The organism is Pseudoglutamicibacter albus, assembly GCF_031458175.1.
GTDB lineage: Bacteria > Actinomycetota > Actinomycetes > Actinomycetales > Micrococcaceae > Pseudoglutamicibacter > Pseudoglutamicibacter albus.
In genome coordinates, this window is the sequence record NZ_JAVDXX010000001.1 from 1380537 (window position 1) to 1407176 (window position 26640).

Annotated in this window: 18 protein-coding genes and 1 tRNA gene; 8 read left to right on the forward strand and 11 right to left on the reverse strand. The window is 60.5% G+C overall.

Features of this window, described 5'->3' with window-relative positions; genetic code table 11:
• Positions 1 to 417 precede the first annotated feature (417 nt).
• Complete coding sequence (locus tag J2S67_RS05985) at positions 418 to 870, forward strand: trypsin-like serine peptidase (protein ID WP_141742490.1); 453 nt, start codon at positions 418 to 420, stop codon at positions 868 to 870.
• Positions 871 to 946: 76 nt separating this feature from the next.
• Here J2S67_RS05985 and J2S67_RS05990 read toward each other — a convergent pair.
• The 3 genes from J2S67_RS05990 to J2S67_RS06000 form a co-directional block, all read right to left on the reverse strand.
• A tRNA-Met gene (locus J2S67_RS05990) sits at positions 947 to 1020 on the reverse strand.
• Positions 1021 to 1229: 209 nt separating this feature from the next.
• Positions 1230 to 4295, reverse strand: coding sequence for a UPF0182 family membrane protein (locus tag J2S67_RS05995; RefSeq protein ID WP_083289476.1), 3066 nt, complete (start codon positions 4293 to 4295; stop codon positions 1230 to 1232).
• Positions 4296 to 4422: 127 nt separating this feature from the next.
• The gene (locus J2S67_RS06000; RefSeq protein WP_310247212.1) at positions 4423 to 5658 is read right to left on the reverse strand and encodes a YlbL family protein; all 1236 of its coding nucleotides are present in this window, start codon (positions 5656 to 5658) and stop codon (positions 4423 to 4425) included.
• A 136-nt stretch (positions 5659 to 5794) separates the two neighbouring features.
• Between J2S67_RS06000 and J2S67_RS06005 the strand changes: the two genes are divergently transcribed.
• Entirely contained in the window at positions 5795 to 7432 is a 1638-nt protein-coding gene (locus tag J2S67_RS06005; protein WP_083285605.1) for a zinc-dependent metalloprotease, read from the forward strand.
• A gap of 14 nt (positions 7433 to 7446) precedes the next feature.
• On the opposite strand, the gene J2S67_RS06010 is transcribed toward J2S67_RS06005, so the two are convergent.
• A complete protein-coding gene (locus J2S67_RS06010; protein ID WP_052048337.1) occupies positions 7447 to 8025 on the reverse strand; it encodes a M48 metallopeptidase family protein in 579 nt (192 codons plus the stop codon).
• 164 nt (positions 8026 to 8189) lie between these two features.
• Here J2S67_RS06010 and J2S67_RS06015 point away from each other — a divergent pair, with 164 nt between their 5' ends.
• Positions 8190 to 9191 (forward strand): hypothetical protein, encoded by a 1002-nt coding sequence (locus tag J2S67_RS06015; protein WP_035755415.1) that lies wholly within the window; start codon positions 8190 to 8192, stop codon positions 9189 to 9191.
• 29 nt (positions 9192 to 9220) lie between these two features.
• Here the strand turns inward: J2S67_RS06015 and J2S67_RS06020 are convergent, their stop codons facing one another.
• Positions 9221 to 11329 carry an ATP-dependent DNA helicase UvrD2 gene (locus J2S67_RS06020; protein ID WP_310247221.1) on the reverse strand — a complete coding sequence of 703 codons (2109 nt, stop codon included), beginning with the start codon at positions 11327 to 11329 and terminating at the stop codon, positions 9221 to 9223.
• Positions 11322 to 12356: an NAD(+) diphosphatase gene (nudC, locus tag J2S67_RS06025; protein WP_310247223.1), complete on the reverse strand. Its 1035-nt coding sequence runs from the start codon at positions 12354 to 12356 to the stop codon at positions 11322 to 11324. The genes J2S67_RS06020 and nudC overlap by 8 nt, the downstream gene beginning before the upstream one ends.
• A 106-nt stretch (positions 12357 to 12462) precedes the next feature.
• Here nudC and J2S67_RS06030 point away from each other — a divergent pair, with 106 nt between their 5' ends.
• Positions 12463 to 13674, forward strand: coding sequence for a phosphotransferase (locus J2S67_RS06030; protein ID WP_310247226.1), 1212 nt, complete (start codon positions 12463 to 12465; stop codon positions 13672 to 13674).
• Between the two features lie 37 nt (positions 13675 to 13711).
• On the opposite strand, the gene J2S67_RS06035 is transcribed toward J2S67_RS06030, so the two are convergent.
• The 3 genes from J2S67_RS06035 to J2S67_RS06045 are packed head-to-tail and all read right to left on the reverse strand — an operon-like array spanning position 13712 to position 21242.
• Positions 13712 to 17401, reverse strand: a complete 3690-nt coding sequence (locus J2S67_RS06035; protein WP_310247228.1) for an ATP-dependent DNA helicase — start codon at positions 17399 to 17401, stop codon at positions 13712 to 13714.
• Positions 17398 to 20706, reverse strand: coding sequence for an ATP-dependent DNA helicase (locus J2S67_RS06040; RefSeq protein ID WP_310247231.1), 3309 nt, complete (start codon positions 20704 to 20706; stop codon positions 17398 to 17400). The genes J2S67_RS06035 and J2S67_RS06040 overlap by 4 nt, the downstream gene beginning before the upstream one ends.
• Entirely contained in the window at positions 20700 to 21242 is a 543-nt protein-coding gene (locus tag J2S67_RS06045) for an MGMT family protein (protein ID WP_310247233.1), read from the reverse strand. Before J2S67_RS06045 ends, J2S67_RS06040 begins: the two co-directional genes overlap by 7 nt.
• A gap of 153 nt (positions 21243 to 21395) precedes the next feature.
• Here J2S67_RS06045 and J2S67_RS06050 point away from each other — a divergent pair, with 153 nt between their 5' ends.
• Positions 21396 to 22118, forward strand: coding sequence for a 3'-5' exonuclease (locus J2S67_RS06050; RefSeq protein WP_310247235.1), 723 nt, complete (start codon positions 21396 to 21398; stop codon positions 22116 to 22118).
• Here the strand turns inward: J2S67_RS06050 and J2S67_RS06055 are convergent.
• Complete coding sequence (locus J2S67_RS06055; protein WP_310247238.1) at positions 22115 to 22849, reverse strand: hypothetical protein; 735 nt, start codon at positions 22847 to 22849, stop codon at positions 22115 to 22117. The two genes, J2S67_RS06050 and J2S67_RS06055, sit on opposite strands and share 4 nt — an antisense overlap.
• A 242-nt stretch (positions 22850 to 23091) precedes the next feature.
• Between J2S67_RS06055 and J2S67_RS06060 the strand changes: the two genes are divergently transcribed.
• From J2S67_RS06060 to J2S67_RS06070, 3 genes are all read left to right on the forward strand, one after another.
• Positions 23092 to 23709 carry a TetR/AcrR family transcriptional regulator gene (locus tag J2S67_RS06060; protein WP_070508087.1) on the forward strand — a complete coding sequence of 206 codons (618 nt, stop codon included), beginning with the start codon at positions 23092 to 23094 and terminating at the stop codon, positions 23707 to 23709.
• Positions 23710 to 23811: 102 nt separating this feature from the next.
• On the forward strand, positions 23812 to 24039 hold the full coding sequence (locus J2S67_RS06065) for a DUF3107 domain-containing protein (RefSeq protein WP_035755427.1): 228 nt from the start codon (positions 23812 to 23814) through the stop codon (positions 24037 to 24039).
• Between the two features lie 13 nt (positions 24040 to 24052).
• Entirely contained in the window at positions 24053 to 25702 is a 1650-nt protein-coding gene (locus J2S67_RS06070) for a DEAD/DEAH box helicase (protein WP_310247245.1), read from the forward strand.
• Between the two features lie 22 nt (positions 25703 to 25724).
• On the opposite strand, the gene J2S67_RS06075 is transcribed toward J2S67_RS06070, so the two are convergent.
• Complete coding sequence (locus tag J2S67_RS06075; protein WP_310247248.1) at positions 25725 to 26606, reverse strand: PHP domain-containing protein; 882 nt, start codon at positions 26604 to 26606, stop codon at positions 25725 to 25727.
• Between the last annotated feature and the right edge of the window lie 34 nt (positions 26607 to 26640).

The following is a 26640-nucleotide window of genomic DNA, read 5'->3' on the forward strand; positions in this document are numbered from 1 at the left end:
GGGTACTGGACTGAAGAAAAGATGCGGTCTGCGATTCCAGCTGACCGTTTTTCCTCCGCTAACGCAGCCCTTGCCCCTCAAAGCAGTGTGCCGTTGAGGGCGCCAGCTAGCGACGACCTGCAGGCTTCCGGAAACAATAAAGAGGAGCACTATTCCCACCCGGTATCGCCTAGCAACTCTAGCTCGACAGAGATGAATTCCGCGCGAGCTTCTTCAGCGCCAGTGCCTTCTACCGCAGGCAAAGTATTTTTCACATATAAGGGAAAAGACTACGCCTGCTCAGGATCAGTTATTAACACTGCCAACAAGAGTGTTGTCTCTACAGCAGGGCACTGCGTACACGGCGGTAAAGGAAAGGGATGGCACTCCAATATCGCGTTCGCTCCGGCCTACAGGAACGGCAAGGCACCGCGTGGCTTGTGGAACTGGAAACGAGCCACCACTTTCCAGGGCTGGAGGCAACACTCTGACCCGTCACGTGACCAGGCTTTCTTCACCGTCCACAAACTGAGGGGTAAAACCCTAGTGCAGGCCGTCGGCGGAAACGGCATCTCCTACAACTTGGGCCACCGGCGGAACGGGGTCCGCATCTGGGGCTGGCCAGGTGAGAAGCCGTTCTACGGGGAACGCGCCCACTACTGCGATGGAAACACCTTCAAACGCCACCGGCTTCTCAACGATATGAGAATGTCCTCGTGCGCGATGAGCGGTGGCGCTAGCGGCGGGCCATGGCTTAGCAAGCGTACCTCCAAAGACCTTGGATACGTTTTCGGGGTGACCTCACGGGCAAGTATTTCTGGGCCACGCTACGTTTTGTCAACACCGTTCAACAACTCGGTACGAAACCTGCTCAACGACATTGGCAAATAGGCTAAGCCGCAGGAATACCTGACAGGAAAGCTGAAGGCCCTGGACCTAAGTACTAGGTCCAGGGCCTTCTTTCTCGTTGCGGGGAGAGGATTTGAACCTCTGACCTCCGGGTTATGAGCCCGGCGAGCTACCGAACTGCTCCACCCCGCGGCGTGCTTTCCACTATAGGGGAGCCACCATGTGTAAGCAAATCAGAAGTAAACAATCCACGAGTGCCGTTCATCACTCCTAACGAGCGGTGGGTGGGAACTCAACACGAGTTCCCACCCACGCATCAGATCAACGACGCCTCAGCATCGTGCACCCAGGCAGCCAGCTGAGCCTTCACAAGACTACTGATCGCCCTGCTGTTGATCCTGCTACTCATCTCCTTGCTGACCATCGCCCTGCTCCTCACCTTCCGGCTCAGCATCAGCGGCATCGTTGGCAGTCCCATTCAGCTCCTCATCAGCCGCGGTCGCGTCTTCAAGAGCCTTCTGCAGCTCATCCTGGGCCTTACCGTAAGCCGCGAAGTCCTGCTTACCGAGCGCATCCTCGCCATCCTTGATGGCCTTATTCGCGCGCTTCAAAGCATCCGAAAGTTTCGCGTTGGCATCAACCGGTGCAGAGCCGGACCCTTCACCGTCCTTGCCACCTTCGGAGTCTTCACCCTTGATCGGGCCGGACTCCCCGGTTTGGGCACCAGAATCGCCACCGAACACCTGGTCCAAGGCTTCAGACAACGAATCTGCGTAACCCACCGAATTACCGTAAGAAACCAGAACCTTACGCAGCGACGGATACGACGTCTCACCCGTGGACTGAACATACACAGGCTGGACGTAGAGAATACCGCCACCAACAGGCAGGGACAGCAAGTTACCCTTGATAACCTTCGTCGAGCCACCCGTACCCGAAAGCAAGTTCAGATCCTTAGAGATCAACGGGTTCGAGTTGAAGTTCTGCTGAGCCTGACCAGGGCCAGGAACAGTAGTCTGGGTCGGCAACTTCAACAACGTGATCTTGCCGTAATCAGCATTGACCTTACCCGGCGTAGAACCAGCATCACCGTTCGCGGCCAAGAAGCCATACATCACGTTGCGTTGGTTCCTCGAACCAGCCGACTGCTCCGGAATGAAGCTCGAAGTCAACGAGAACGAATCCTCTTTCTCCCCCGGCAGACGCAGCGACATGTAGTACGGCGGCTGCTTAGGTGGGTTCTCCGCTCCAGCAGTCGGATCATTCGGGACCTGCCAAGCATCGTTACCCTCATAGAAGTCATCAGCCTTCTGGACGTGGTACTTACCCAGCAGCTCACGCTGAACCTTGAACATGTCCTCCGGATAACGCACATGCTCCATGAGCTTCGGAGACATCTCGCTCATCGGCTTAATCGCGTTCGGGAACACACCCGACCAAGCCTTCAACAACGGCTCATCCGGCTCCCACGCATACAACTCAACCGAGCCGTCATACGCATCGACCGTGGCCTTGACCGAGTTACGGATGTAGTTCACGTTGTCAGCGAACTGGTCCGCGCCAGCACCCTGGCCACGCGTGAGAGTGTCCCGCACCGCATCACCCAACTGTTGCGAGGTCGAATACGGGTAGTTATTCGTGGTCGTGTACGCATCCACGATCCACTTCACCCGGCCATCGATGATCGCCGGGTAGGCGGAGGTATCAACCGTGAGGAACGGAGCGACCTTCTTCACACGCTCCTGCGGATGACGATCATAAAGAATCTGCGACTCCGAGTTCACATCCCCCGAAAGCATGATGTCCATCGACCCGAACTTGATCGCATACGACAACTTATTCAAGAACGAACCAACGTTCGGGCCACCATCACCCGAGAAGGTGTTACGACGCTCGCCCTGACCATCCGAGCCCGCCGGACGGTCCAGCTCACGAGGCTCCCAATCCTCAGGGCCACCCACAATCGAATACTTCGGCGAAGACTTACCGAAGTAAATACGAGGCTCATACGTCGAGTCATCACCCAAAACACCCTCAGACGGGATGTTCTCCAACATGAACTGCGGGTCACCAGTCTGCGACACCTTATTGCCATAAGCCGCAACCACACCATAACCGTGCGTGTACGTGATGTGCTGGTTGACCCACGAGTTCGTCACCGTCTGCGAATTCACAGCCAACTCACGCGCCGCAATCACAGTGTCCTGACGCTCACCATCGATCTCATAACGATCCACCGCAAGAGTGTTAGGGAACGTGTAATAGCCACGCTGCTGCTGCAACTGCGCGAACGTAGGAGAGACAATATTCGGATCCAACAAACGAATATTCGTAGTCGTCGCCACATCGCGAGTCAACGCGTTCTTCTCCGGCTGAGTCTTCGCGTCATAGCTCTCAAGCTTGACGTCCTCCAAGCCATAGGCTGCACGTGTGGCATCAATATTGCGCTGAATATAAGGACGCTCCATCGACTTCTGCGAAGGCTTGACCTTGAACTGCTCGAGTGCGGCAGGGAAAGCGAAACCCGCAACGAGCGCCACAACAGCCAACATCGCAGTCGCGATCAACGGCAGACGCCACTTACCGCGCAAACCAGCCACAACGAACAACGCCGCAGCAATCAACGCGGCCCCAGCAAGAATGAACTTAGTGGGGATCACTGCGTGGACATCCGAATACAACGCGCCCGGGACACGGCCCAACTGGTTCAAAACCGTGCTGTAAGACTCAAGCCAGAAACGCAGACCAAATGCGACCAGCACCAGCGCACCCGCAATACCCAACTGCAGGCCCGCCGCACGGGTCACCGAAATCTTCCCCGAATCCGAGAACGAAATCCCACCTGTCAAATAATGCGCCACCACGCCAGCGATACCGCTGATCAGCGTCACCGAAATCAGGAACGCAACCACCATCTCAAAGAACGGCAAAGACATCACAAAGAAAGAGATATCCAAGCCGAACTCAGGGTCCTTGGCGCCAAACGGAGTCCGGTTCAGCCACAACTGAACAATCTGCCAACCCGAGGTCAACGTGATGCCCGAGAAAACACCTAACAGAGCCGGAACCAAGATCAGCCCCAAACGGCGGAACATCGGGGTCTCTTCCAGCATCTTCACCGTCTGGCCAGCAGCCGAACCCGACTGTTTAGGACGCTTACGCCACGCATTATTCAAGTGAAGCCACACAGCCCCACCCGTAATCAACGCACCAATCACGAACAACGCGGCCTGCGTCAGAGTCCGTGTCCAAAACACGTCCGCGAAACCGAGCTGGTTAAACCACAGCACGTCCGTATAGAAATGGGCGAAAAGAATAAACAACCCCACCAGCGCTGCAACAATAATCAGTGCAGGCAACAACGCAGGGATCTTAGGGCTCTCATTCTGGTTCCGTGAACCGGAATCATTCTTACCATCCCCGCCAGAATCACGGGATGGGAAAGGGAACGCGGGGCCTGAGGTCACGACAATCCTTCAATCGAATACGAACAGCTGATCAGATGCCCAAACCAAACTCGGGATCAGACACATCCATTACCATTCTGCCAAACAGTGCCAGGGCCCACACGCCGCAGGGTAGATGACGGGGCAGCTAAGCCCCGCAACGTGGCGCCTCGGGCTCCTTCCCCTGCGCCACCGATTCAAGGATTTTCACGGCGTCATCCAACGTCTTCATCGAATACGCCTTGATCCCCTCCGGAACCCTGCCCTTCAGCTGCGCGCAATTCTGTTCCGGAGTCAAAAACACCTCCGCTCCCGCCTTCCGGGCGCCCACAATCTTCTGAGCGACACCTGCGATCGGGCCGACCTTGCCATCGATATCGATTGTCCCGGTGCCAGCAACCTTCGTATCCCCCGCCAACGAACCAGGCGTCATCTTGTCGATAATGCCCAGCGCCATCATCGTGCCCGCAGATGAACCGCCGATGTTCTCAATCGCATAAGAAACCTCGAACGGGAAACGCGGATGCGGAGAAATAAACACACCCAACGAAGGCTTACCCGTCTCCGCAGAAACCTTGGTCTGCGCTTGAACCGTCATCTTCTTGCCCTCACGGATGATGCCCAACTCAACCGAACCGCCATCAGCCCCAACTTTCGAAGCCTGGATCGCTTTCTGAACCTGTGTGACGCTCGAAACCGACTTCCCGTTCACCGCAACCACCGCATCGTTGGCCATCAACGTGCCCTCATTAAAGGGTTCAGCGAAACCAACAATCCGAGTCTCCATCGAAAAATCGATACCCAGATGCTTAACAGCGGCAACCTCAGCGGTGACCTGCGAGCTCGTCATCTGCAACTCGCTCTGCTGGCTGCGCTGCTCAAACGTGACACCCAAAGGGTAATAGAACTCCTGCGGCTGCATATCCGTCACCGGATCAAACCACGCGGCAACAGCCTCAAAGCCGGTAGGTTGCCGGCCCGGACCACCCGCGACAGACACCGTGGTCAATGCAAGCGAAGAATCCGTCGGATACGTCTTACGCCCATCGATCGAAATGATGTCGACACCCTCGATCTCACCTACCGTGTCCACCACCGGGCCTGGCTTCTCAATCATGAACGCCGTAGGCAAAGACAAAGGCACCGTCAACAAAACCATCGCAGCCAACCCGGCAAGCCACTGAACACGCGAACCATACCGTTCCTTACGCTGCCGGCGCATCGGAGGCCGCGGCTGGCCCGAACCAGCGCCGTGCAGGAGCCCCTGTGTTTCCTGCGTACGCTGTGTCTCCTGCGCGCCCTGTGTTTTCTGCTCACGCGGGGAGTCTGTTCCCTGCAAGCCCGGGCGGCCTGTGCCCTTCTCGCCCGGGAAATCTTCAGCCATGCCACTGCTCATAACTGAAAGACTACACAGCAAGGATTGACACGACCGCCAACGCGGGCCTACACGAGCCTGTGGCGCGCTGAGCCACAAGCGAAACCACCCGGTGCTCACGCCCATAGCCAGGTAGCGTAGGAGTATGGCTGACGATCCACGCTCACACGACGACCGCGAGAACAACGAGGACCGCGAACGCCGCGATGACCGCGACAACAACCGCGAGCACCCAGACCGTACCGGTCAAAACGGCGCTGACGGTTCTCAGTCTGGCACGGGCGGCGCTGGTAGCTCTGGTGGCGCGGGCGGCGCAGGTGCTAACGATGCGGGTAGCAACGGCAACAGTGATGCCAACGGCCCGAGCGATCCGCTGAGCCAGATGTTCAACCAACTCTTCGGCGGGGCCGCACCGCAGGGCTTCTCGATGCATATGGGTCCCGGAATGGGGGCAGGCATGGGTAGCGGCTCAGGTGACGATGACCCCCGTCAGCAACCCGATTTCAATGCGATCTTCGGGCAGCTCCAGCACATCTTCGGGGCCCTAGCCCAAGGCAATTCGGGTGGGCCCGTCAACTGGAATATCGCGACGGAATCCGCTGAGCAGGTCCTCGGTAGCGATGACCCGAAGGTCACGGACGAGGAACGCCACGATGTTGAAGAGGCCGCCCACTTGGCTGGCATGTGGCTCAACGAAGTCACTTCTTTCGAGGCACCAGCTGCTCAACCCCAGATTCTGCGCCGTTCCGAATGGATCAAAAAGACACTGCCTGGTTGGCAGCGCCTCACCGAACCTGTAGCTCGCCGCGCATCCGAAGCCGTAAGCCACTCACTCAACGATCAGATGCCGGAGGAAGCCCGCGCGCTACTCGGGCAAGCGGGATCGTTCCTGACCTCGCTCGGCTCAACCATGTTCGGCGCCCAGCTGGGCCAAGCCGTGGGTTCGATGGCGTCTGAAACTTTCGGTGGAACGGACGTTGGTCTTCCGATGGCCGGCCGCGGTTTCGCCCTCGTCCCGGCGAACGCGAAAGCCTTCGGTGAAGGGCTCGCCGAGCCTTATCTTGAAGTCCTGTTGTATCTAGCGATGCGTGAAGCCGCTACCGTGCGCCTGTTCAATTCGGTCGAGTGGCTCGAAGACCACGTGGTGGCACTCGTTACCGACTTCGCTGAAGGCATCAGCATGAATACCTCAGCGATCCACGAACAACTCGACGAGATCGACCCGTTCAACCCGTCCGCGTTCCAAGAAGTCCTGCAGTCCGGGATGCTGGAGCCAACCAAGACCCCTCAGCAAGAAGCAGCGCTGGCACGGCTAGAGACCACGCTGGCCCTGATTGAAGGTTGGGTTGATTCGGTAGTGACGCAAGCGGCTCACCGTTTGCCGTCCGCTCCCGCGCTACGGGAGATGATCCGCCGCCGCAGGGCAACCGGGGGCCCTAAAGAGCTGGCTTTCGCGGGGCTGGTCGGTTTGGAGATGCGCCCCCGCCGCGCCCGCGACGCCTCCGCTGTGTGGGAGTTCATCGCCCAGGAACGCGGTAACGAGGCCCGCGACGAAGCGTGGGCCGATATGGCGAGCCTCCCTACCGCTGAAGACCTCGACGACCCGACCGGGTATTTCGAACGCCGCGCGCTGCTCGATGCCTCAGACGAAGACTTCGACGCCGCCGTGAGCGCTTGGCTCGACGGCACCTCTGCTGATGGCGGCGATTCCTCCAATGGTGGCGACTCTTCCGATGGTGGCGCTAGCGACAACGACCAGGGCGAGGACGATTCCGAGAAGTAACCGCTAAATAGCGGCTAGGACTCCTCAGCTTTCCCTCCGGCGACATCAGGGGCGCCGCCGTCGCCGAGCCTGCGCGCCCACACGACGCCATCGAGGAAAGCCTTAGCCTCCGCTACTCGCGGAAGCTGATGCTCGAGCGCTTTGAACTGGGCCCCGTGCCCGTCATACGGCACTATCAGGTGCGCCATCTCGTGGCCAATCACGTAGTCGATAACCCACGGCGGCATGTGCTCAAGCATGTGTGAAATCCGGATGGCTCCCGTTGAGAGCGTCGCAGAGCCCCACCGCATCCGCTGATTCGTAACCCACCGGATCGAGGTCGGGATGCCCCGCCCATCGAACACGCTGTGGGCGATCTTTTCAGCGCGCCGCATCAACTCCTCATCCGTGCGAGCGGCCGGTGAGGCACGGGAGCTAAGCCGTTCCCGCATCGTACGCGCCCACGTCTCAACAGCGGTAGGGCTCATCGTTGCAGGGACCGCAAGACACAGGATCCCGTTCTCCCACCGCGCGCTCACGGTTTTGTGGCGGCGCGATGAACGACGCACCAAGACAGGTAGTTCATCCACGGTGATGTGGTGCTCGGTTCTCACTACACAACTCCAAATCCGCAAGGCATCGGGGAAAGTACATCCATTGTCGTTGATCCTCCCCCACGTTCGGTTGTGGACATCCGAACCTGTGGATGACTCGCTGGCCTGCTGCGCGAAACTGGCACGATAACCACACCAGCTCCCTCAATGCGAAGGACAGACCCATGACAGCGTTGCCTACAGCGAAAGCCCCCGAGCTAGACCACGCCCCAGCGCCTCATACCCGGGTTTTCGCCTACCCGGACGGCCGGATCACTCTCGGCGACGGACCAGAAACCACACAGATCACCGGCGTCAGCGCCGAGGAACTGGCATCCCTCAAACAGCTGCTTACGGCGCTGCCCAAACCTAAACTTCCTGCCCCAGGGCTACTTGGGGAGCGGCTCATCAACGACGCCCGTTACCTCCACAAAGCACCTGTTCAGCACCGCACAGCAGGCCGCCAAGAAAAAGCTGACGCAGAAGAACTACCGGGCGCCTATCAACGCCAACGCCGCAGCGTGTGGATTGACGGCCTCGACCGATGCGGGATGAGCGTCGCGTTCGGGCTCGCTGCCGCCGGGGTAGGCCGGATCCTCAGCGGCGACACCCAACGCGTGCAATCCTGGGACCTTGGAACCACACCACTACGGCTCACCGAACTCGGGCTCAGCCGCGCAACAGCCCTTCAACGGCAGCTGGCTCGGATACATCCGCACACCACCGTGATCGGTGCACTCGAACTCAGCCACGTAGCCCACTGCCTCGATGCGGTCATCTATATACGCAACGACGGCCTCACAACAGACGAATTGAGCCAGCTAGCAAGCCTCAACATCCCCGTGCTGCCCATCGTCTTGCTGCACGATCACGCACGCATTGGGCCTCTCATCCGCACCCCACACGCCGGTGATAGCGCTTCCCCGCTCTTATGTGCCGAATGCGTAACCAACACGTGGCCGCTACGAGAAGAACGCACCGAACTGAGCAGCCCGCACCTCAGCGCCCCAGAAACAGCGCAAACCAACGTCGTGGCGGCCATCGGCGTTCAGCACGCCCTCCACATCCTGGATGAGCGCATACCCCCACCGAGCACCAACCACAGCATCAGCATCGACGCTAAAACCTCCGCGATAACCTACCAGCCGGCCTCATGCAACTGCCCACGTCAACGGCACGCGCCGTGAAGGTGTCAGCGGCACGCGCCGTGAGGCTATCAGCGGTAGTCCGAGAGCAGCGACAAAATACTTTCGCCATGACGCCGCATCTTTGCAGCCCCAATACCTGGGACCTTCAAAAGCTCCTCAGGCCCGTCCGGCATGATCTCGGCGAGCGCCAGAAGCGATGCGTCAGTGAGCACAACGAAAGCGGGCATCCCGATCTCACGAGCGGTTGCGGTGCGCCATTCACGCAGCGATTCGTAGAGTTCCTGGTTGATTTCTGGCGCGCAGTTATCGCAGCGGCGCAGTTTACGTTCCGTTGCGCTGGTGAGGATGCCGTCGCATTCCCGGCAGCGCAGAACACTCGTGGGTTTGCGATGGGCCTGCCTTGTTGGCCTAGCGGAGGTGCCGCCTTGTGGTGTTGGCGCGATCCCGTCGAGGAAGCGTGTGCGCCGGCGGCGGCCACGGCCACCAGTGGTGCGGGAGCGAGCCCAGGAAATGATGAGCCGGCGCTGGGCACGCGTTACACCCACATACATGAGGCGGCGTTCCTCATCCACGCCCGCTTGGTCTTCAGCGAAAGAGATCGGCATGAGTCCTTCAGTCATGCCCGCGAGGAACACGGTGTCCCATTCAAGACCCTTCGAAGAGTGCAGGGACGCCAACGTGACACCTTCAAGCTGCGGAACGTGTGCTGTCTGAGCGCGTTCCATCAGCTCATCAGCGAACTGCTTCATCGTGATCTGTTCGCCCTCACCCAACGAGGCACCCATGCTCTCTGCCAGCGAGACCAGTGCGGACAACGATTCCCAGCGGTCGCGGACCGCACCTGTAGCCTGCGGGGCCTTAGCCGACCAGCCCATCGACCCCAACAAATCCCGCACCAGTTGCGGCGCCGGGTGATCCGGGGCCTGCCGTGCCGCCGTGCGAATCTGCGCCATCGCCTGCAGAACCTCAGAACGCTTAAAGAAACGCTCAGCGCCGCGCAACTGGAAGCTAATCCCGTGAGCGTTCAACGCACGCTCGAACGCCTCCGATTGCCCATTCGTGCGGAACAAAACAGCGATGTCTTTCAGCGCGACACCATCGGTCTCGTGCAACTGGCTGATCCGCTGGGCAATGAACTCCGCTTCCGCATCGTCATCTGCGGCCTCGTGAAACTCAGGCTGTGGGCCCGCATCACGTTGAGCAATCAACTCAAGCGGTTCAGCCCACACCGCGCCCCGCTGATCCAAGCCGCGCTCAACCCTACGGTGTGCGAGCAGACGGTTAGCGACCGAAACCACCTGCGGAGTCGAACGATAATCCCGCACCAAACGCACCTCACGGGCATCCGGATGCTTAGAACGAAAATCCAGCAAGAACCGCGGTGTAGCTCCCGTGAACGAATAAATCGTCTGCGACGGATCCCCCACAACACACACGTCGTTACGGGTACCCAACCAGGCGTCCAAAAGCCGCTGCTGAAGCGGGGAAACATCCTGATACTCATCCACCGTGAAATGCCGATACTGGCTGCGCACCTGCGCGGCAATCCGCTCATCATCTTCAAGGATGCCCACCGTCAACAACAAAACATCCTCAAAATCGATCATCCCGCGGTCCGTTTTAACCTCCTCATACAAGGCATACAAACGCGCCAAAGCCTGATGATCAACATTCCCAACCGACGGACGGTTCAACGCAGGCGACGCATAAGCCTCCGGCGTCAACATCGAAACCTTCGCCCACTCAAGCTCACCAGCAATATCGCGCACCGCCGCACGATCAGCCGAAACCCGCAACCGGCGGGCCGCTTCCATCACCAACGGAGCCTTATGGTCAATCAACGCCGGAAGCTGCCCGCCCACAGCTTGCGGCCAAAAATACTGCAACTGCCGCAACGCCGCCGCGTGAAACGTATGCGCCTGCACCCCGTGAGCACCCAAAGCACGCAGACGAGCCCGCATCTCCGCAGCCGCGCGCGCCGTGAACGTCACCGCCATCACCTGATTCGGAACATACGCACCCGTTGCCACCCCATACGCAATCCGATGCGTAATAGCACGAGTCTTACCCGTCCCCGCGCCAGCGATCACCGCCATCGGCCCATGAATATTGGAAGCAACCTCGTGCTGTTCGGCATCCAAGCGATCCAAAATCTCTTCAGGGCTCGGACTATGCACGCCCATCAGCCTCCCTCTCAGGCAACGCTTCCCCATACCAGTCCGCCAACAACGCATACGAGATCGAAGACGACCCCGGCAAACGCATCACACCACCAGCCACCGCTTCACGCAACTCATCACGACTGAACCACCGGGCCTCATCAATCTCATCAGGCTGGGTCACAACACCACACGATGCGGCCCGTGCCGTGAACCCAACCATGAGCGAACGAGGAAAAGGCCACGGTTGCGAACCCCTATACGTGATCTCGGTCAGTTCCAGCCCGACCTCCTCACGCATCTCCCGACGCACCGCGTCCTCAAAGGACTCCCCCGGCTCAACGAACCCAGCGAAAATCGAGAACCGTCCAGCCTCCCAGGCCGCGTTATGCCCCAACAAAACCCGGTCAGCATCATCAGTGATCCGCACAATCACCGCAGGGTCAAGCCGCGGGAACTCCTCATGCCCCGCACCACACACCCGGACCCAACCGGCGTCGATTGCACGCATCGACTCACCACACCGGGAACAGAACCGATTCGCGGCACTCCACGCCAGAATCGCCACCGACGTTGCCGCCAACGCCGAATCCTGCCCCGACAACTGAGCCGCAACCCGACGCACATCCGCCCACGCCACACCCGCAGGCACCGTGGTCTCAAGGCCGGATGCGGCCGGAACCGCAACCCAATCCTGGCCTTCCACGTGGCCAAGCCACACGGCTTCAGGCCAGGCAACCGGCGCATCGGCGGCAGATGCAACACCCGCCGTTTGCAGGACATCCGGCGAGTGCAGGTCACCAACCGTCAGCTGAGCAAGACGCACCCCGTCACCCTGCGCGGGACTGTCCGCCAAGACATCGCTGTCCACTAAGACGCTGTTTGCTGCCAAGACACTGTTATCCACTAAGACACTGTTGCGTTCTACCACCACAACCCGGGTCGCAGGATCAGTCACTGCAGCCTCAAGCCAGGCGTGCTCACGGCGGTCCATACCACCGCGATCCCACGCGAACCCCGAGAACGGAACTGACAGAAAAGACATACACATACCGTAGCCGGTACACCCGATGCGCCCAGCAAAAAATAGGTGTCCCTTCAGGGTGTCTCCAGTCAAGCAAAGAGCCTCATAACAACGTAACGTTATGAGGGTGAAACGCAGTACGCTCGACCTCGCCGCCATCGCCACAGCCGCAGTCCCCGGGCTTTCAGCCGTCCAAGCGGGCCGTTTACCGGAAGACTCTGCTGATTTCGATTCTGCGCTCATCGTGGACTCTCAAGGGAAACGGTGGCGCGTGACGAGCCCCCGCCACGCGGACGCGAGCATGAAACTTGAAACGGAGCAAAGCGCGCTCGACACGCTCACCGCGGCCGCGCGAGCAACCCTGCCGTTCTCTGTGCCGACAATCGCAGGCACCGTAGTCCAGGGGCAACTGCGTACCTTCGTTTACCACCACTTACTGGGGCACGTACTGGATTTGCAAGAGCTCGAAGCCGATGGCGGGCGCCAGCTCGCACAAGGCGTCGGCCAGGCGATCGCCGCGATTCACGGGCTCAAACACGAACTGGTTGAGGCTTCCAGGCTTCCGGTGTTTGAAGCTGAGGAATTGCGCCGCGGCTTGCTGTCTCAGCTGGACCACGTCGCAGAATCAGGCAAGGTCCCTCCCGAACTGTTGCGCCGTTGGGAAGAGATGATGGAAAACGTTGCCTGGTGGAGGTTCAACCCCACCGTGATCCACGGCGACCTTCATGAGGAACGTTTGTTCATTCACGAAGGGCGCTTGCAGGCGGTCACCGGCTGGTCTGCGTTACGCGTTGGTGACCCGGCCACTGACTTGGCGTGGGTCTTAGGCATCGATAACCCTGACACGGTGGATGCGATCTTCGAAGCGTACGGGCAAGCCCGCGGACAGCTGGGCGATGACGACCTACGTAACCGTGCAACACTTGCGGCCGAATTCGCGTTAGCTTCCTGGCTTTCCGGGGCACTCACTCACGCTGACCAGGCCCAAATCGACCAGGCCGAAGCCTCGCTGAACCAGCTGAACGAAAACATTCTGGCGGTCCAACGCTATGAAGCTGAGCTTCAACGTGCCGCGGAAGAAGCTGAACGCCGCCGCATCGAAGAAGAAAAACGCCAGGCAGAAGAGCGGCAACGCCAAGAAGAGGAACGGCGCCGCGCAGAAGAACAGCGCCGCCTGGAGGAAGAACAGCTGGGAGCGGCTGAAGATCTAGATACCACCGCAATCCCCGTTGTTGATGCGTCCGCAGGCCCTTCCGCGGATGAACGCGACACTCCACCCACGCGCACCGGGGAGACCACGGACGCCACGGAGACCACGGACACGCACGAGAAGCCTTGATCAACTGACGTGAGGCCCGGCCCTCGGCCCCGCCTTGCTAACTTTCAGGTCCCGCGCTTGGCCCTGCTCCCCCGCTCGTTTCCGGGTTCAGGGTGCGTTGTAGTGCGGCTTCGAGTTCGGCTTCTGTTGCGAGTTGTTCGTCTTCCGGCCACACGGTGGTGCCGTGCCCCACATAGTAGAACGCGGTCTTGATCTTCTCGATGGGTGTACCGGTGAGACGCGACCAGGCAAGCCGATAGACAGCAAGCTGTCTAGCTTTGGCTGGCAGTTCTTTTTTCGAGGGAACACGGCCAGTCTTCCAGTCGACCAGCAGCCAGCCGTCGTCCTCTTTATAGACTGCGTCGATGAACCCGCGGACACTGACTCCGGCGATCGCGGTTTCCACGGGAGCTTCGACTTGATGCGGGACCCGGCCGGCCCATTCCGAGGCGAGGAAACCTTCTTTGAGGGCATCCAGCGTCGCTGAATCTTCCGCATCGGCATACACGTCCAGATCCGGGATGAGTTGGTCATCAAGCCCGAAACCTGATGCTTTGTTGAAGTGCTCTTCGACCCATTCGTGGAACTCTGTTCCCTGCTGGGCGGCGATGCCAGGCCGATGAGGAACAGGCCGGACGAGGTTGCGGAAAGCGTTGTCTTGGTTCTGTTCCGTTTCGACTAACAGCGAGGCACGTACGTGGCTTGGCTTCCATGTGTGTTGCTGTTCAGACGCGGCGCGCTCCAGCAGCAACAGGTGTGCTTCTTCGGCCCATTTTCTGCCAGCCTCGGTTCTCATGTGTTCAGCGAGTGTTTCACCGTTCACACCGCTGATTTGAAGACCTCGCGCGGCGCTACGCACGTGATCCGCGGCAGCTTCCACTGCGGCGCGGCGTCCCGCGGCCGGTGCCGCAATAACGCGTTGCACTAGATTGTGGGGCACGGAGCCGCGTGGCTCTGAGCTCTGTGCGGCTTGCGCTTGTGACACGAGGTCTTCGTCGAGGGATGCAGGCTGAACGTGGCGGATGGTTGGGCCTTCGAGCGGATCGTAAGGCCACGCAGCCTCCACGATGGTGGCGGCTTCCGGATTTTCAGCGGCCTGCCCCTCTTCCGCCGTGAGGCCTCGCGCGATCTGGACGTTCGAGCCTGCCCCCTCGCTGTTGGCCATGTTCGTGAGTTCGGTGAAGAATTGCGAGGACTCGCTCGGTTTCTTGTTGGTGCCTTTGAACCGACTTGAGCTGCACAGCACGAGACTGCGGGCACGCGTCACACCAACGTATGCGAGGCGTCGTTCCTCATTGACTGCATGCTCGGCTACGGCGGTCTTGTATTCCGGGGCACCCTCTTTTTTCTTCTTACTGCTACTAGGTAGGGAGTTCAGGTCTGTGAGGTCGCGTTGATTCTCCACCCATTGTTGAGGGTCTTCTAACGCCGTGAACTGAGGCAGCCCATCGCGGTCGCCGCGCAACGGCCACGGGAACTCGCTGACGTCTGTAACCCAGTTCGTTGCCCTGTCGCTTGGGAAGTCTCCTTCGCGCATGCCTGGGAGTGCGACGACGTCCCATTCGAGGCCCTTTGATCCGTGAACCGTGAGGATCTGCACGGTCCCGTCGGTCGCGGGTTCGGGGGCTTGTTCGATGCCGCCTCCGTGATCGCTTGCGATGCTGAGCCATTCGAGGAACGCGGTGAGGTCTGGGGCTTCTTGTGCCGCTTCGAATGTCACGACGAGGTCCATGAACGCATCGACGTGGCGCCGCGCACTCGCTTCATGAGCGTATGGCCGGGCAAGCAGTTCGATGTCGAGGCCGAGGACTCGCTCGATTTCTGTGACGAGGGTCGGTAGATCTTCGTTGGCGAGCGAACGCAGGTAAGTGAGTTCTTCTTTGAGGCGGGTCAAACGACGATGCGCGGCCTCACTCAGCGTGCGTCCCGCTTTGGAGACCCACCCGGGTTGAGGAAGGTTGTGGAGCGCTTCGATGAGGCTTGCGCTTTCAACGATTTCGCCGGTGTCGGATGCGAATCCGCGGTCGCTTTCTTTGGATCCGTCTTCGGATTCGAAGTCGGCCGGGAGCTGGTGTTGGATTGCGTAGGCTCGCCGCTTGGCCCTGTATTCGGCGTAATCGTTGAGCGCCATGAGGTCGGCGGGACCGATCCTCCAGCGGGCGCCTGCGAGCAGACGCATGAGGGAGTCTGAACGGCCCGGGTCATTGATCACGGTGAGGGTCGCGATGATGTCTTGGACCTCGGGGGTTTCCGTGAGCCCCTTGAGCCCTACGACCTCGACCGGTATTCCACGTTCGCGTAGTGCTTCGGCGTAGGTTTCTTGGTTGGAGCGCACACGAGTCAGCATCGCAACACTCGGCCAGGTCCCGTGGCTTGCGTAATGCGTTTCACGTTCCGTCTGGATCGCGTCAGCAAGCCCTTCTGCTTCGTCTCGCTCAAGCAGGTAGGACGCTAGTCGCACTTCGGCGGTCTCGGCGTGCGCGTGTGCCCGAAGTGGCGAGACGTGGAGGCTGCCTCGGCTCGGCAACGTGATCTCACGCTCGCGACGGGCGATGGGCCCTGCAGCTCCCCCGCTCGCATCGGCTGTCGTCTCCAGGTCAGCTTCAGCCTCGTGATCACTGCCATGGTCTCCGCCGCGTAACGGTTTGGAGATGCGGTTGGCGGCATCGAGGATGCTGTGGCCGTTGCGCCATGCGATGGTCAGTTCCATCTGCGGCGCGGGTGTGTGCGTGCCGTCTTCTTCGGTAGTGCCGAAGCGGTGTTTGAAGGATTCAAGCTGGCCGGCTGATGCGCCTCGGAAGGAGTAGATGGCCTGGTTGGGGTCCCCGACCGCGGTGATGCAGTGTTTACTGTGACCGCGATTGCTGTGCCCGAAAAGCCGATGGAAGAGCTCCATTTGCGCGTGGGAGGTGTCTTGGAATTCGTCCAGGAGCACTACGGGGAAGCGTTCCCTGTAGGCTGCACTGATCTCCGGGAACCCGGCAAGGGTTACGGCGTGTTTGATGAGGTCGCCGAAATCGAGCAGGGACCGTTCCCGTTTGAGTGTTTGGTAGCGGCCGGCTAGGTCCGCGATGACGGCTTTGCTACGCAGCTTTCCGATCAGTGGGCTTGGGTTTTTCGTCCGGGCTGTGGCTCCTGGTGGAAGTTCCGCGATACGGTCGGCGTGTTCGTGGAGCCAGTCGACTGTTTCAGCTGGTTCAACGAGGTGTTCGGCGGCCTGGCCGGAATAGTTCAGGGCTGCTTCAATGAGTGTCGCTTTAGCGTAAGCGACGCCATCGAGGTTGCCGTCGTAGCTGTTGGCGATCCGGGTCATCAGCATCCACTGGTGTGCTTCGTCGATGAGTGTGGCGTCGGGTTCGATCCCGATGCGCATCCCGTGGTCGCGTACGAGTGCTTGCGCGAATGAGTGGTAGGTCGAGATCTCGGGGCCTAACCCGCTCTGGAGGCCTTCGATTTCTTCGCCTGTGCGGCGACGGAGGTCTTCAAGGCGTCCTCTCACGCGTTCGGCGAGCTCGCCTGCGGCTTTGCGTGTAAAGGTGAGGCCGAGGATCCCTTCGGGTTGTACTTTTTGGTTTGCCACAAGCCAGAGCACGCGGTCTGTCATGGTGGCGGTTTTCCCGGAACCGGCTCCGGCGACGACGAGCAACGGCTCCATCCCGGCCGAGATGACTGCGGCTTGTTCGCTGGTTGGTTCGTGTGCTCCGAGGGTTTCGGCAAGTTGGCTTGGCGTGTAGTTTTCGGCGCTCATGGGTGTGTTACCTGCCTTCCTGAAGAGCACAGTGGGCATGTTCCGGGGTTTGCGCAGGGGAATCCACCGGGCAGGTGCCGAGCCAAGAAGTCTGCGGCAGACATGATCGCTGCGGCTTCGCGCACGCGCTGTTCAGCGTCCTGGACTTGCTTTGTTTCCACGATGCTTTCCTGTTCACGCAGCGCAGGGCCTTTAGATGCTCCTCCCAAGCCGACGATGCGCCCTCCCCCTGGTCTGTTGCGATGTTCCTCGGGGATCTGAGTGAGCTCCATGAGTGCCCCGTGGATGACCGCTAACTGGTAGGTGCGTAACTGATCGTGGGTTTTGACTGCCTCTTGGGTGGGGAGGTTCTTACCTGTTTTGAGGTCGGTAATGGTGGGGCGGCCGTTGTCGTCTAGGTCGATGCGGTCGATTGAGCCACTGATGGAGATCGGGTGTTGATCGCCTTCAGCTGGCGGCAACGCTACCTTGAATCCGTGTTCCTCTTTCGCTGATTCCCTCGGTGGTGAGCCAACGTAGGCTGCGAATTTCTCGAGGATTTCCCGCGCGTATTCGTATTCGCGTTTGCTCTCCCAGTCGGAGTCGAAAGAGAGCTCTTCCCAGCTGCTGCTGAGTTCTCTCAGCATCGAATCCATGTTGGCTTCTGGGAAGCGTTCCGCGATCCGGTGGATCAGCGTTCCGAGGGATCTCGCGAAGTCTGTGGGTTTCACTCCTCCGGCGGCCCGCATGAACCAGGTTTGCGGGCGTTCGATCGCGTCTTCTACCTTCGAGCCGGAGACTTTGATCTCGTTTCCGGGTGCGATCACCGGATCATGTGAGCTCAATGGTGCCAAACCCCACCACTCTTCCGGTGCCGCACCCCGTACTGGCGCTGTGCTGTCCGCTGGCTCTTTACCCCGTTCTCCTGTTGTGCTGAGGTATCCCAGGACGGTCGCGGCGTCCTCGATCAGGTCCGCGCTCTCCCCTGCTTCTGCGGTGCGGCGCAGCACCGCAACAAGGGACGCAAGTGTGGCTGGCCGCGGCACTTGGATGGGTGTGAGTTTGCTGGCGTGTGGCCCGCGCATCGTATCGAGGAACGTGGATGGTGTGATGTCCTCGTCCATGACGGCGGTGACGTAGAGCTGTTCTCTGGCTCGGGAAACCGCTGAGGCGAGCTGGCGTAGCTCGTCTGCACGTACGGCTTTGAGCTTGTCTGCCAGGGTGGTGCTGTGCAGTGTTTCCGGCCCGTGTTCGAGCACTGCCGCAAGGTCTTGCGAACGCAAGAGTTGCCCGCGTAGCCCGGTGGATGGCCAAACGCCTTCTTGCAGCCCTGCGATGATCACGGTGTTGTATTCGGTTCCGGCGGCTGCCGCTGGGGTGAGGACTTTGACTCGCCCGCTTGAGGAGCCTCGTTGGGCAAGTGAGTCCGTGGGGACGTCATGGTCTTCGAGGCTTTCAATGAAACGGATCACGGACCCTTTCGGGTTTTGTTCCGCGAAACGTTCGGCGGCTTGGAACAGTGCCATCACTGCGTCGAGGTCACGGTGTGCTCGGCTGGAGCGCAGGCCGTTGTCTTTCAGTGCCGTGCTGCGCCAGGCTTCACCCATTCGGGCGTTCTCCCACAGTGACCACAGCACGGTTGCCGGTGTTGTGGGTCCGGTGAGGTGTTCTCGTGTTGCCGTGATCATTCCTTTGAGGCGTAACGCGGCGTGGCCAGCGGCACCCCAGCTTTGATAGTCCTCTTGCGTGTAGTCGGCGTCCAGGAGGTTTCCGAGGAGTTCGTCGCTCGTGGGCGGTTTGATGCCTGGGCCGTCCTCCTGGTTGTAGAGGTGGGCGTTCCTGAGGCGGTCGTAGCCGAGTAGGTCTTGGCGAATACGGCGGATGTCGATGCTCGTGACGTCTCCGTAGCGGCCCAGCAGGAGGAGTTCCACGGCCGCGGCGCGCGCCGCGTTGGTCTTGTTGGCTTCGTGGGTTCCGTTCCGTGGCCCGAGTTCCGTTGGCCGCAGCGCGATGCGCGCCATGTCAAGTAACGGCGCTACCGCGGCTTCTTCTTTCAACGGCCGTGATGCTGGCGGCAGTTCGGTCGCGATTCCGTTGAGTTCCAGGGCGCGCGCGAGCCGGGATACGTGTTCTTGGTTGCGCGCGATAACCGCGATTTCTTCGTATGGAACGGACCTGCGAATATGTGAGTCGATGACGTGCCGGGCCACCAGGCGGTGTTCATCAGCCACGCTGGAAACCAGTGAAACCTCAGCGCTGGCATCGAACTGTGCTTCATAGGGTCGCCGTAGCGCATCCGCTCCGATGGCGGGCAGCCGGTTCACGATGGCGCGGTACATGCTGTGGATGCCTGGGCTCATCCGGGCGGCGCTCATCTGGGTGGAGGTTTCCAGCACGGTCACCGCGTTCTCCCCGGTGCGTTGTTTCGCTGTTGAAATGAGGTCATCGACTAGGTCTGCCCGTGCTCCGCGGAAACCTTGAACTACGGTATCGGGGCATGCGAGCGCGATGACATCGCGGGCTCCGGCGCGGCTTGGTGTGTTCATCAGTAGGCTGATGAGCCGGTTTTGTGACGGGGTCGCTTCTTGAGCATCGTCAATGACGACGAGCTCAAGATCCGCGAGGAACCGTGCCGCGAACTCCGTGTTGGCTTCCAGCGCTACGATCGCCTGCATCATGAGCTCAGCGGGGGCGAAGGCTTCCGGGTGTTGGAGGCTTGCTACATCGCGGAACTCTTGAAGGAACTGGGCTGTCGCTTCCCATTCTGGGATCCCTAGCCGCCTGCCTGCCGCCTGGATTTCTTCGGGGCTTGCACTGAATTCGTCGGAGCGGTCCATGAATTCACGTAGCTCGCTACGGAAACCGCGAGTGCGTGGGGCATCGCCGAGGGAATCCGGCCAAGCTGGCCCGCCACCTTTTTCTTGGTGACCGGCCAGAAGCTCCTCGATAAGAGTGTCTTGCTCAGCACCGCTGAGAAGGCGGGGCGCGGTTGGCACCCCGGCGAGCGCACCGGATTCCCACGCTTGGGATAGAACGTCATATGCGAAACCTGCGAACGTGCGCACTACGGGGGAAGAGAACGTGATGTTGCTGCGCAGTGCCAGCTGGTCACGCAGACGGTTCGCGGCGGCACGGTCAGGAACCAAGATGATGCCCGCGGTTGTGTCCATCCCGGCACGTATCCGGTGGACCACGAGGCTCAAAGCGAGCTCGGTTTTACCTGTTCCTGGTTCACCGAGAATCACACGGGGACCGCAACCGGGGTTCTTCACGTACTCCGGCAGTTCGTACCATTCCGGCACCTCCGGCGGAGCTTCTTTCAGCATCGTGGTTCCTCCGTTGCTTCACTTGCGGCGGTTACGTTGCCGGCGGTTCCGCGCGCGTCTGTTTCGTCCGCACCCATTTCGTCCGCACCCATTTCGCCCGCATCCGTTTCGCCCGCGTCGATCGCTTCAAGCTGCGCAATCCGGTCTCTCAACGTGCTCCATTCGCGGCTGTCCGGATGCCAGAACGCCGCCTCACGTACTCCACGCGCGCCATAGGGTGTGCCTTCATCTTCCCAGTGCCGCCGAGCACACCCCAGAAGTTCAGGGATCAGCCCACCATCGGTACGCACATGCCGCCACCACGGGATGCCTTCCGGGGCACGGCGCATTGCCGCAGCTGCCCTCCGAGCGTTGGAAAGCCCCAGCCACGCCGCAACGGTTCCGTATGCCACCACCCTGCCGGCGGGACACGCTTCCAGGACCCGAAACACGGCCTCATCCACCACCTCGGGATCGCGCCTGCCCTCCCCAGACAGAAGCGCCCCACCCCGAGCAGCACTATCTGGCCGTGCCCGGCCGCCAGGAACGTTACTCATCGCGGCCTCCTCTCAACGCCCAGCTTTGATTCCACTCACACTGCATCACAGGGGTCTGACAGTTTGAAACTCCCGCGCCGCACAGCCTAAGAGAAAACCACAGCACGCAAACCACCCGCCCTCGCCGCGCAACAGCCCAGGTAGGTTAGATGCATGACCTCATCTTCTGCTCACAGTGCACCGCATCCTTGGCATGAGCTTCCGCGTGCCGCGTTCGATCTGGAGACGACGTCTCCGAACCCACACGAGGCCCGCATCGTTTCAGCGAACATCAGCATCATCAACGGCAAGGCTGAACTGATGCAGTCGCACAACTGGCTTGTGAACCCTGGGGTTCCCATCCCGCCAGAAACCACGAAGATCCACGGGATTTCTGACGCCGATGTTCAAGCCGACGGCCGCGATCCGGTTGAGGCTGTACGCGAGATGTCTGAGCTGTTATCGCAACTCTTCCAGACCATGCCGGTCATCGCGTTCAACGCCCCATATGACTTCACCGTGTTGCGTTCGGAAGCTCAGCGTCACGGAGTTGAAACCATTGATGCGAGCCCGGTCATCGACCCGCTCGTTCTGGACCGTAAACTGGACCGGTTCCGCCGCGGTAAACGCACGCTGAGCGTAATGAGCGAGTTCTATAACGTCCCGTTGAATAAAGCCCACACCGCCGATGCGGATGCCCTAGCCGCTGTTGGTGTGGCCGATGAGATTGCCCGCCGCTACCCTGCCGAAGTTCAGATCGACCCGTTGCTACTGCATTCGCAACAGGTTCAGTGGCATCAGGAGTGGGCCGCGAACTTCCAGGACTTCTTGCGCCGCAAGAACCCTTCGGCCCGCGTAGATGGGAGCTGGCCGCTGACCTACGGCGGAGCCGCCTAGGCGCCTGCGTCCAGGAGTGCTTGAGCGGCGCGTTCCCCGAGCTGTTCAGCTTGAGCCAACGTTTCGACGCGGCCTGCGGCTCGTTGCCGCAGTGTGCGGCTTCCGTTGGCCACTACCGCGTTGACTGCAGCTCGCACGGGCCCTGCCCCGGCTGCGGTTGCGCTCACGCGAGCTCCGTTCGTGCCCGCAGTTGCGGTTGCCAGGCATGCGAGCGGTGCGTGGATGTGTCCGTCCAGGTAGTTCGCGACGGCGGCTTCGCATGCCAGCGCAACATCCTGGGTTGTCAGTTGACTGTCTTTCTCGCGTTGGCGTGCCGCATCAAGGCTCCATCCTTCCGGTGCCGCCTGGAGCGGGGCGGGCATCAACACGCCTACGTCGATCGCTTCAGCGACCCGCTTCTCGGCTCCGGCATCGACTGCGGCCTGCAGGCCCATGACAGCCCACTGCGTTCCCTGCTCGGCACCCACGCGCATCAGCGCTTCACATTCGCTTTCACCGGCCTCCGGCGCGCACAAGACCACGCGGGCATCCGGCCGGGCGATCATCAGCTGGGCTTGCCGCAACCGCGTTGTCGTGAGGATACGGACACCGGTGGCAAGGCCGTCGATGCTCGTCGCTGCTGAACTCGTGAACTCGGCTTCCGCGCCCAGCCAGACGAGCGCCTCGCGCGCATCGAGTCCCGAGCTTGTTTGGCCAGAAGCCGTAGGGTCTGGACTAGCTAGATTCTCCATGCGGCCATGATCCCACGTACACGTTAACCTCATCCGCACGTGCGCAACACGAGGTTCCGCGAAACCACAAGCCCTCCACTGCCTCAATCCCGCCGCCTCATCGCCCCACCACTGCCTCAATCCTTCCGCCCCATCGCCGCCACCACTTCGTCGGCCCCACCGCTGCACTAGCTCCTCCGGTAGATTCGGTACATTGGGTTGCGAACCGTTCGCATCGGTCTGAGGCGGAAGGACACATCGACATGACTCAAGCAGCCAGGCGAATGCCTCGTGATGAACGCCGCGCACAACTGATGGGTGTTGCGCAAAGAACTTTCTCTCAGCACGGTTATTTCGCGGCGTCGATGGATCTGATCGCTGAGAACGCTGGGGTTTCTAAGCCGGTTTTGTATCAGCATTTCTCCAGCAAGCTGGACCTGTATGTGGCGTTGCTTGAACATGAGCTCGATAGTTTGGTTCTCGCTGTCCGTGAAGCGTTGAACGCGTCTGATGATCCGTTCACTACGGTGCGTTCTACGGTGGAGGCGTATTTCGATTTCGTGGCGCGGGAAGGTTCCGCACACGAGCTAGTTTTTGAGTCTGATCTATCGCATGAGGCCACAATTGCTCGTCGTTTGCGTCAGTTCCGCGACACGATCGGGCTCGAGATTGGCCAAAAGCTCGCTACGTTCACGTCTTTGGATCAGTTTGAGGCCACATATTTGGGGCTTGCTGTCACGGCGGCTGCGGAGCGTGCCGCTGGTTTGTGGCAGCAGACCTCGGATGAGATGACCCGGGAGCGCGCAAGCGAGCTTGTGTGGCGCTTAGCTTGGCGCGGAATTGATGGCTATCTCGAACACTCAACCACACAGATGCCGTAACGTAGGGAATAAGCACGATGCCTCCTACCACACGCGTGGTGGACATCGATGATATTGACGGTCGCTTTCGCGGCTGTGAGTCAGAGGCGAAAGGTTCTTCACATGGAAATTCGTATCGGCGTGAAACACGTGGCCCGCGAGGTTGGTATTGAAACTGATGCCAGCTATGACGATGTGGTTGCTCAGATTGAAGAGGCCGTCAAGAACGGTTCGCTGCTGCAGTTGAGCGGTGTCAAGGGCCGTAAGATCGCTGTGCCTGGCGATTCGATCGCTTATGTTGATTTCGATGGCCGCCGTCCCGGCCCGGTCGGTTTCGCCCATCAGGCGTAATAGAGAGTATTGAATGACTGAAACCACTCAGCAGACTTTCGCTGATTTCGATGTGGATGCTCGCATTGTTGAGGCTTTAGCTTCCAAGGAGATTGAGCACCCGTTCCCTATTCAGGCGATGACGTTGCCGGTTGCTTTGGGCGGCCACGACATCATTGGCCAGGCTCAGACCGGTACGGGTAAGACCCTCGGTTTTGGTATCCCTGCTCTGCAGCGTGTTGTTGCTCCGGGTGAGGATGGTTATGAGGATTTGCCGCATCCGGGGGCTCCGCAGGCTTTGATTGTGGCGCCGACTCGTGAGTTGGCGGTTCAGGTTGCGGATGACTTGACGTTGGCAGCGTCGAAACGTTCGGTGCGGATCGCCACGATTTATGGTGGGCGTGCGTATGAGCCGCAGATTGAGCAGTTGGCTAAGGGTGTCGATGTGGTGGTCGGTACGCCTGGGCGTTTGATTGATTTGAACCGGCAGCGTCACCTGAATTTGTCTGCTGTGCGGATTGTTGTTTTGGATGAGGCTGACGAGATGCTGGATCTGGGGTTCCTCCCGGATGTTGAGCGTCTGATTGCTGCTGTGCCTGAAGTTCGGCAGACGATGTTGTTCTCTGCGACGATGCCTGGGCCTGTTATTTCGATGGCGCGCCGCTACATGTCGAAGCCGACGCATATCCGGGCGTCCGCGCCCGATGAGTCTGCGAATATCACGAAGAAGGACATCCGGCAGCTGGTGTACCGCGCGCATCAGTTGGATAAGGATGAGGTTGTTGCGCGCGTGCTGCAGGCTGAAGGCCGTGGCCGCACGATTATTTTCACGCGAACCAAGCGCCAGGCTGACCGGATGGCTGAGGAGCTCAAGGACCGTGGGTTCGCGGCGGGTGCTTTACACGGCGATTTAGGGCAGGGTGCGCGCGAGCAGGCGTTGCGTGCGTTCCGCAACAATAAGGTCGATGTGCTAGTTGCTACGGACGTTGCCGCTCGCGGTATTGACGTTGAGGACGTCACGCACGTGATCAACCTGTACTGCCCGGATGATGAGAAGACGTATCTGCACCGTGTGGGCCGTACGGGCCGCGCCGGCCACAAAGGTACGGCTGTCACGTTTGTGGATTGGGAGGATGTTCCCCGTTGGGGCCTGATCAACAAGGCGTTAGGCCTTGATTTTGAGGAGCCTCGCGAAACCTATTCCTCTTCGGAGCACCTGTTTGAGGATTTGAACATCCCGAAGGGCACAAAAGGCCGCTTGCCTCGGGATAAGCGTGTTCTGGCTGGCTTGGATGCCGAGCACGTTGAGGATTTGGGTGGCCCGGATTCCCGTAAGTCCCGCGGTGGCCGCTCTGGCTCGGGGCGCTCCGGTTCCCGTCGCTCGGCTCGCTCCGGCCGTGGCCGTGGCGAACGTGGCCGTAGCAAGCGCGGCGAGCGTTCTGGTCGTGGTGAGGGTGGCCGTAGCGGCCGTTCCGGTGGCCGTCAGCGCCGCCGTACCCGTTCGGGCGAAGGCGCCGAGTCAACGCAACAGAACCCAACGCAAGGTAAGAACTCAGCGCAGGCCTCAGACGCAGGCGCGCAGGGTGATTCTGGATCGCAGCGTTCGCGTGGCGGGGGCCGTTCGCGGCGCCGCTCAGGTGGCCGTCAGCGCCGCCGCACCCGTTCGGGCGAAGGCGCCGAGTAGCGCCTGAACCTGCGGCGTGAGCTCAGCGCACCCATTCTGCAGGTAGTCCGGCGGTATAGGCGCTCCGGTTGGAGGGCGCGGCCTGGGCAAGGATTTTTTGTAGCTGTTCCGGCTCGGTGAGGTTTTCACCGAGCCGGTTCGGTTTTCCGGTGCCGTGATAGTCGGAGGATCCGGTGATGATGAGGTTGCGTTCGCGGGCTACCTTGTGGAGCCATTCCCGCCCGGCTTGGTTGTTGTCTCGGTGATGGATCTCAACCCCAGCAAGCCCGGCGTCAACGCATTCTTCAAGATCGGAGGCACGGATCACCCGGCCGCGTGCGGGGGCTGCGGGATGAGCCATCACGGGCACTCCCCCGGCGGCTCGGATCATCTCTACCGCGCGGACCGGGCTCGGGGCGGGTTGAGCAACGTAGTAGCGGCTCTTGCTTGAGAGCAGGTCACTGAATGCTGAGCTGCGGTCCGGGATGATGTTGGCGGCAACGAGCGCATCGGCGATGTGGGGGCGGCCAATCGTGGCGCCATCACTCGTTTGTGCGAGCACGTCCTCCCACGTGATCGGGAAATCCTCAGCGAGCTTCTCAACGATCATGCGCGCCCTTACTATACGCGAATTCCGTTGTTCCTCCATCGCGGCAACCAGTGCCGCGTCTTCCGGGTCCGGCATGTAGGCGAGCATGTGCACCGTGACGCCGGTATCCGGGACACGGCAGCTGACCTCGATGCCGCCGAGCCAACCGATCCCCATTTCAAGGGCGGCCGAGCGGGCGGCATCCCAGCCCTCGACCGCATCGTGATCAGTCAGGGAGATCACGTCAAGGCCGGCCGCGTGGCCTTGTTTGATGACGTCGGCCGGCGATTCGGTTCCGTCTGAAATCCACGAATGAGTGTGAAGGTCGATGCGCATGATCCTCAGCTTACGGCACAGCCCGCATGTTTCA

What these genes read in the sequence shown, in the direction of transcription:
- J2S67_RS06015 (WP_035755415.1), top strand. Translation starts at nt 8,190, where the DNA reads ATGACAGCGTTGCCTACAGCGAAAGCCCCCGAGCTAGACCACGCCCCA.
- J2S67_RS06060 (WP_070508087.1), top strand. Translation starts at nt 23,092, where the DNA reads ATGACTCAAGCAGCCAGGCGAATGCCTCGTGATGAACGCCGCGCACAA.
- J2S67_RS06055 (WP_310247238.1), bottom strand. Translation starts at nt 22,849, where the DNA reads ATGGAGAATCTAGCTAGTCCAGACCCTACGGCTTCTGGCCAAACAAGC.
- J2S67_RS06045 (WP_310247233.1), bottom strand. Translation starts at nt 21,242, where the DNA reads ATGAGTAACGTTCCTGGCGGCCGGGCACGGCCAGATAGTGCTGCTCGG.
- J2S67_RS06050 (WP_310247235.1), top strand. Translation starts at nt 21,396, where the DNA reads ATGACCTCATCTTCTGCTCACAGTGCACCGCATCCTTGGCATGAGCTT.
- J2S67_RS06000 (WP_310247212.1), bottom strand. Translation starts at nt 5,658, where the DNA reads ATGGCTGAAGATTTCCCGGGCGAGAAGGGCACAGGCCGCCCGGGCTTG.
- J2S67_RS06075 (WP_310247248.1), bottom strand. Translation starts at nt 26,606, where the DNA reads ATGCGCATCGACCTTCACACTCATTCGTGGATTTCAGACGGAACCGAA.
- J2S67_RS06040 (WP_310247231.1), bottom strand. Translation starts at nt 20,706, where the DNA reads ATGCTGAAAGAAGCTCCGCCGGAGGTGCCGGAATGGTACGAACTGCCG.
- J2S67_RS06005 (WP_083285605.1), top strand. Translation starts at nt 5,795, where the DNA reads ATGGCTGACGATCCACGCTCACACGACGACCGCGAGAACAACGAGGAC.
- J2S67_RS06070 (WP_310247245.1), top strand. Translation starts at nt 24,053, where the DNA reads ATGACTGAAACCACTCAGCAGACTTTCGCTGATTTCGATGTGGATGCT.
- J2S67_RS06065 (WP_035755427.1), top strand. Translation starts at nt 23,812, where the DNA reads ATGGAAATTCGTATCGGCGTGAAACACGTGGCCCGCGAGGTTGGTATT.
- nudC (WP_310247223.1), bottom strand. Translation starts at nt 12,356, where the DNA reads ATGTCTTTTCTGTCAGTTCCGTTCTCGGGGTTCGCGTGGGATCGCGGT.
- J2S67_RS06035 (WP_310247228.1), bottom strand. Translation starts at nt 17,401, where the DNA reads ATGAGCGCCGAAAACTACACGCCAAGCCAACTTGCCGAAACCCTCGGA.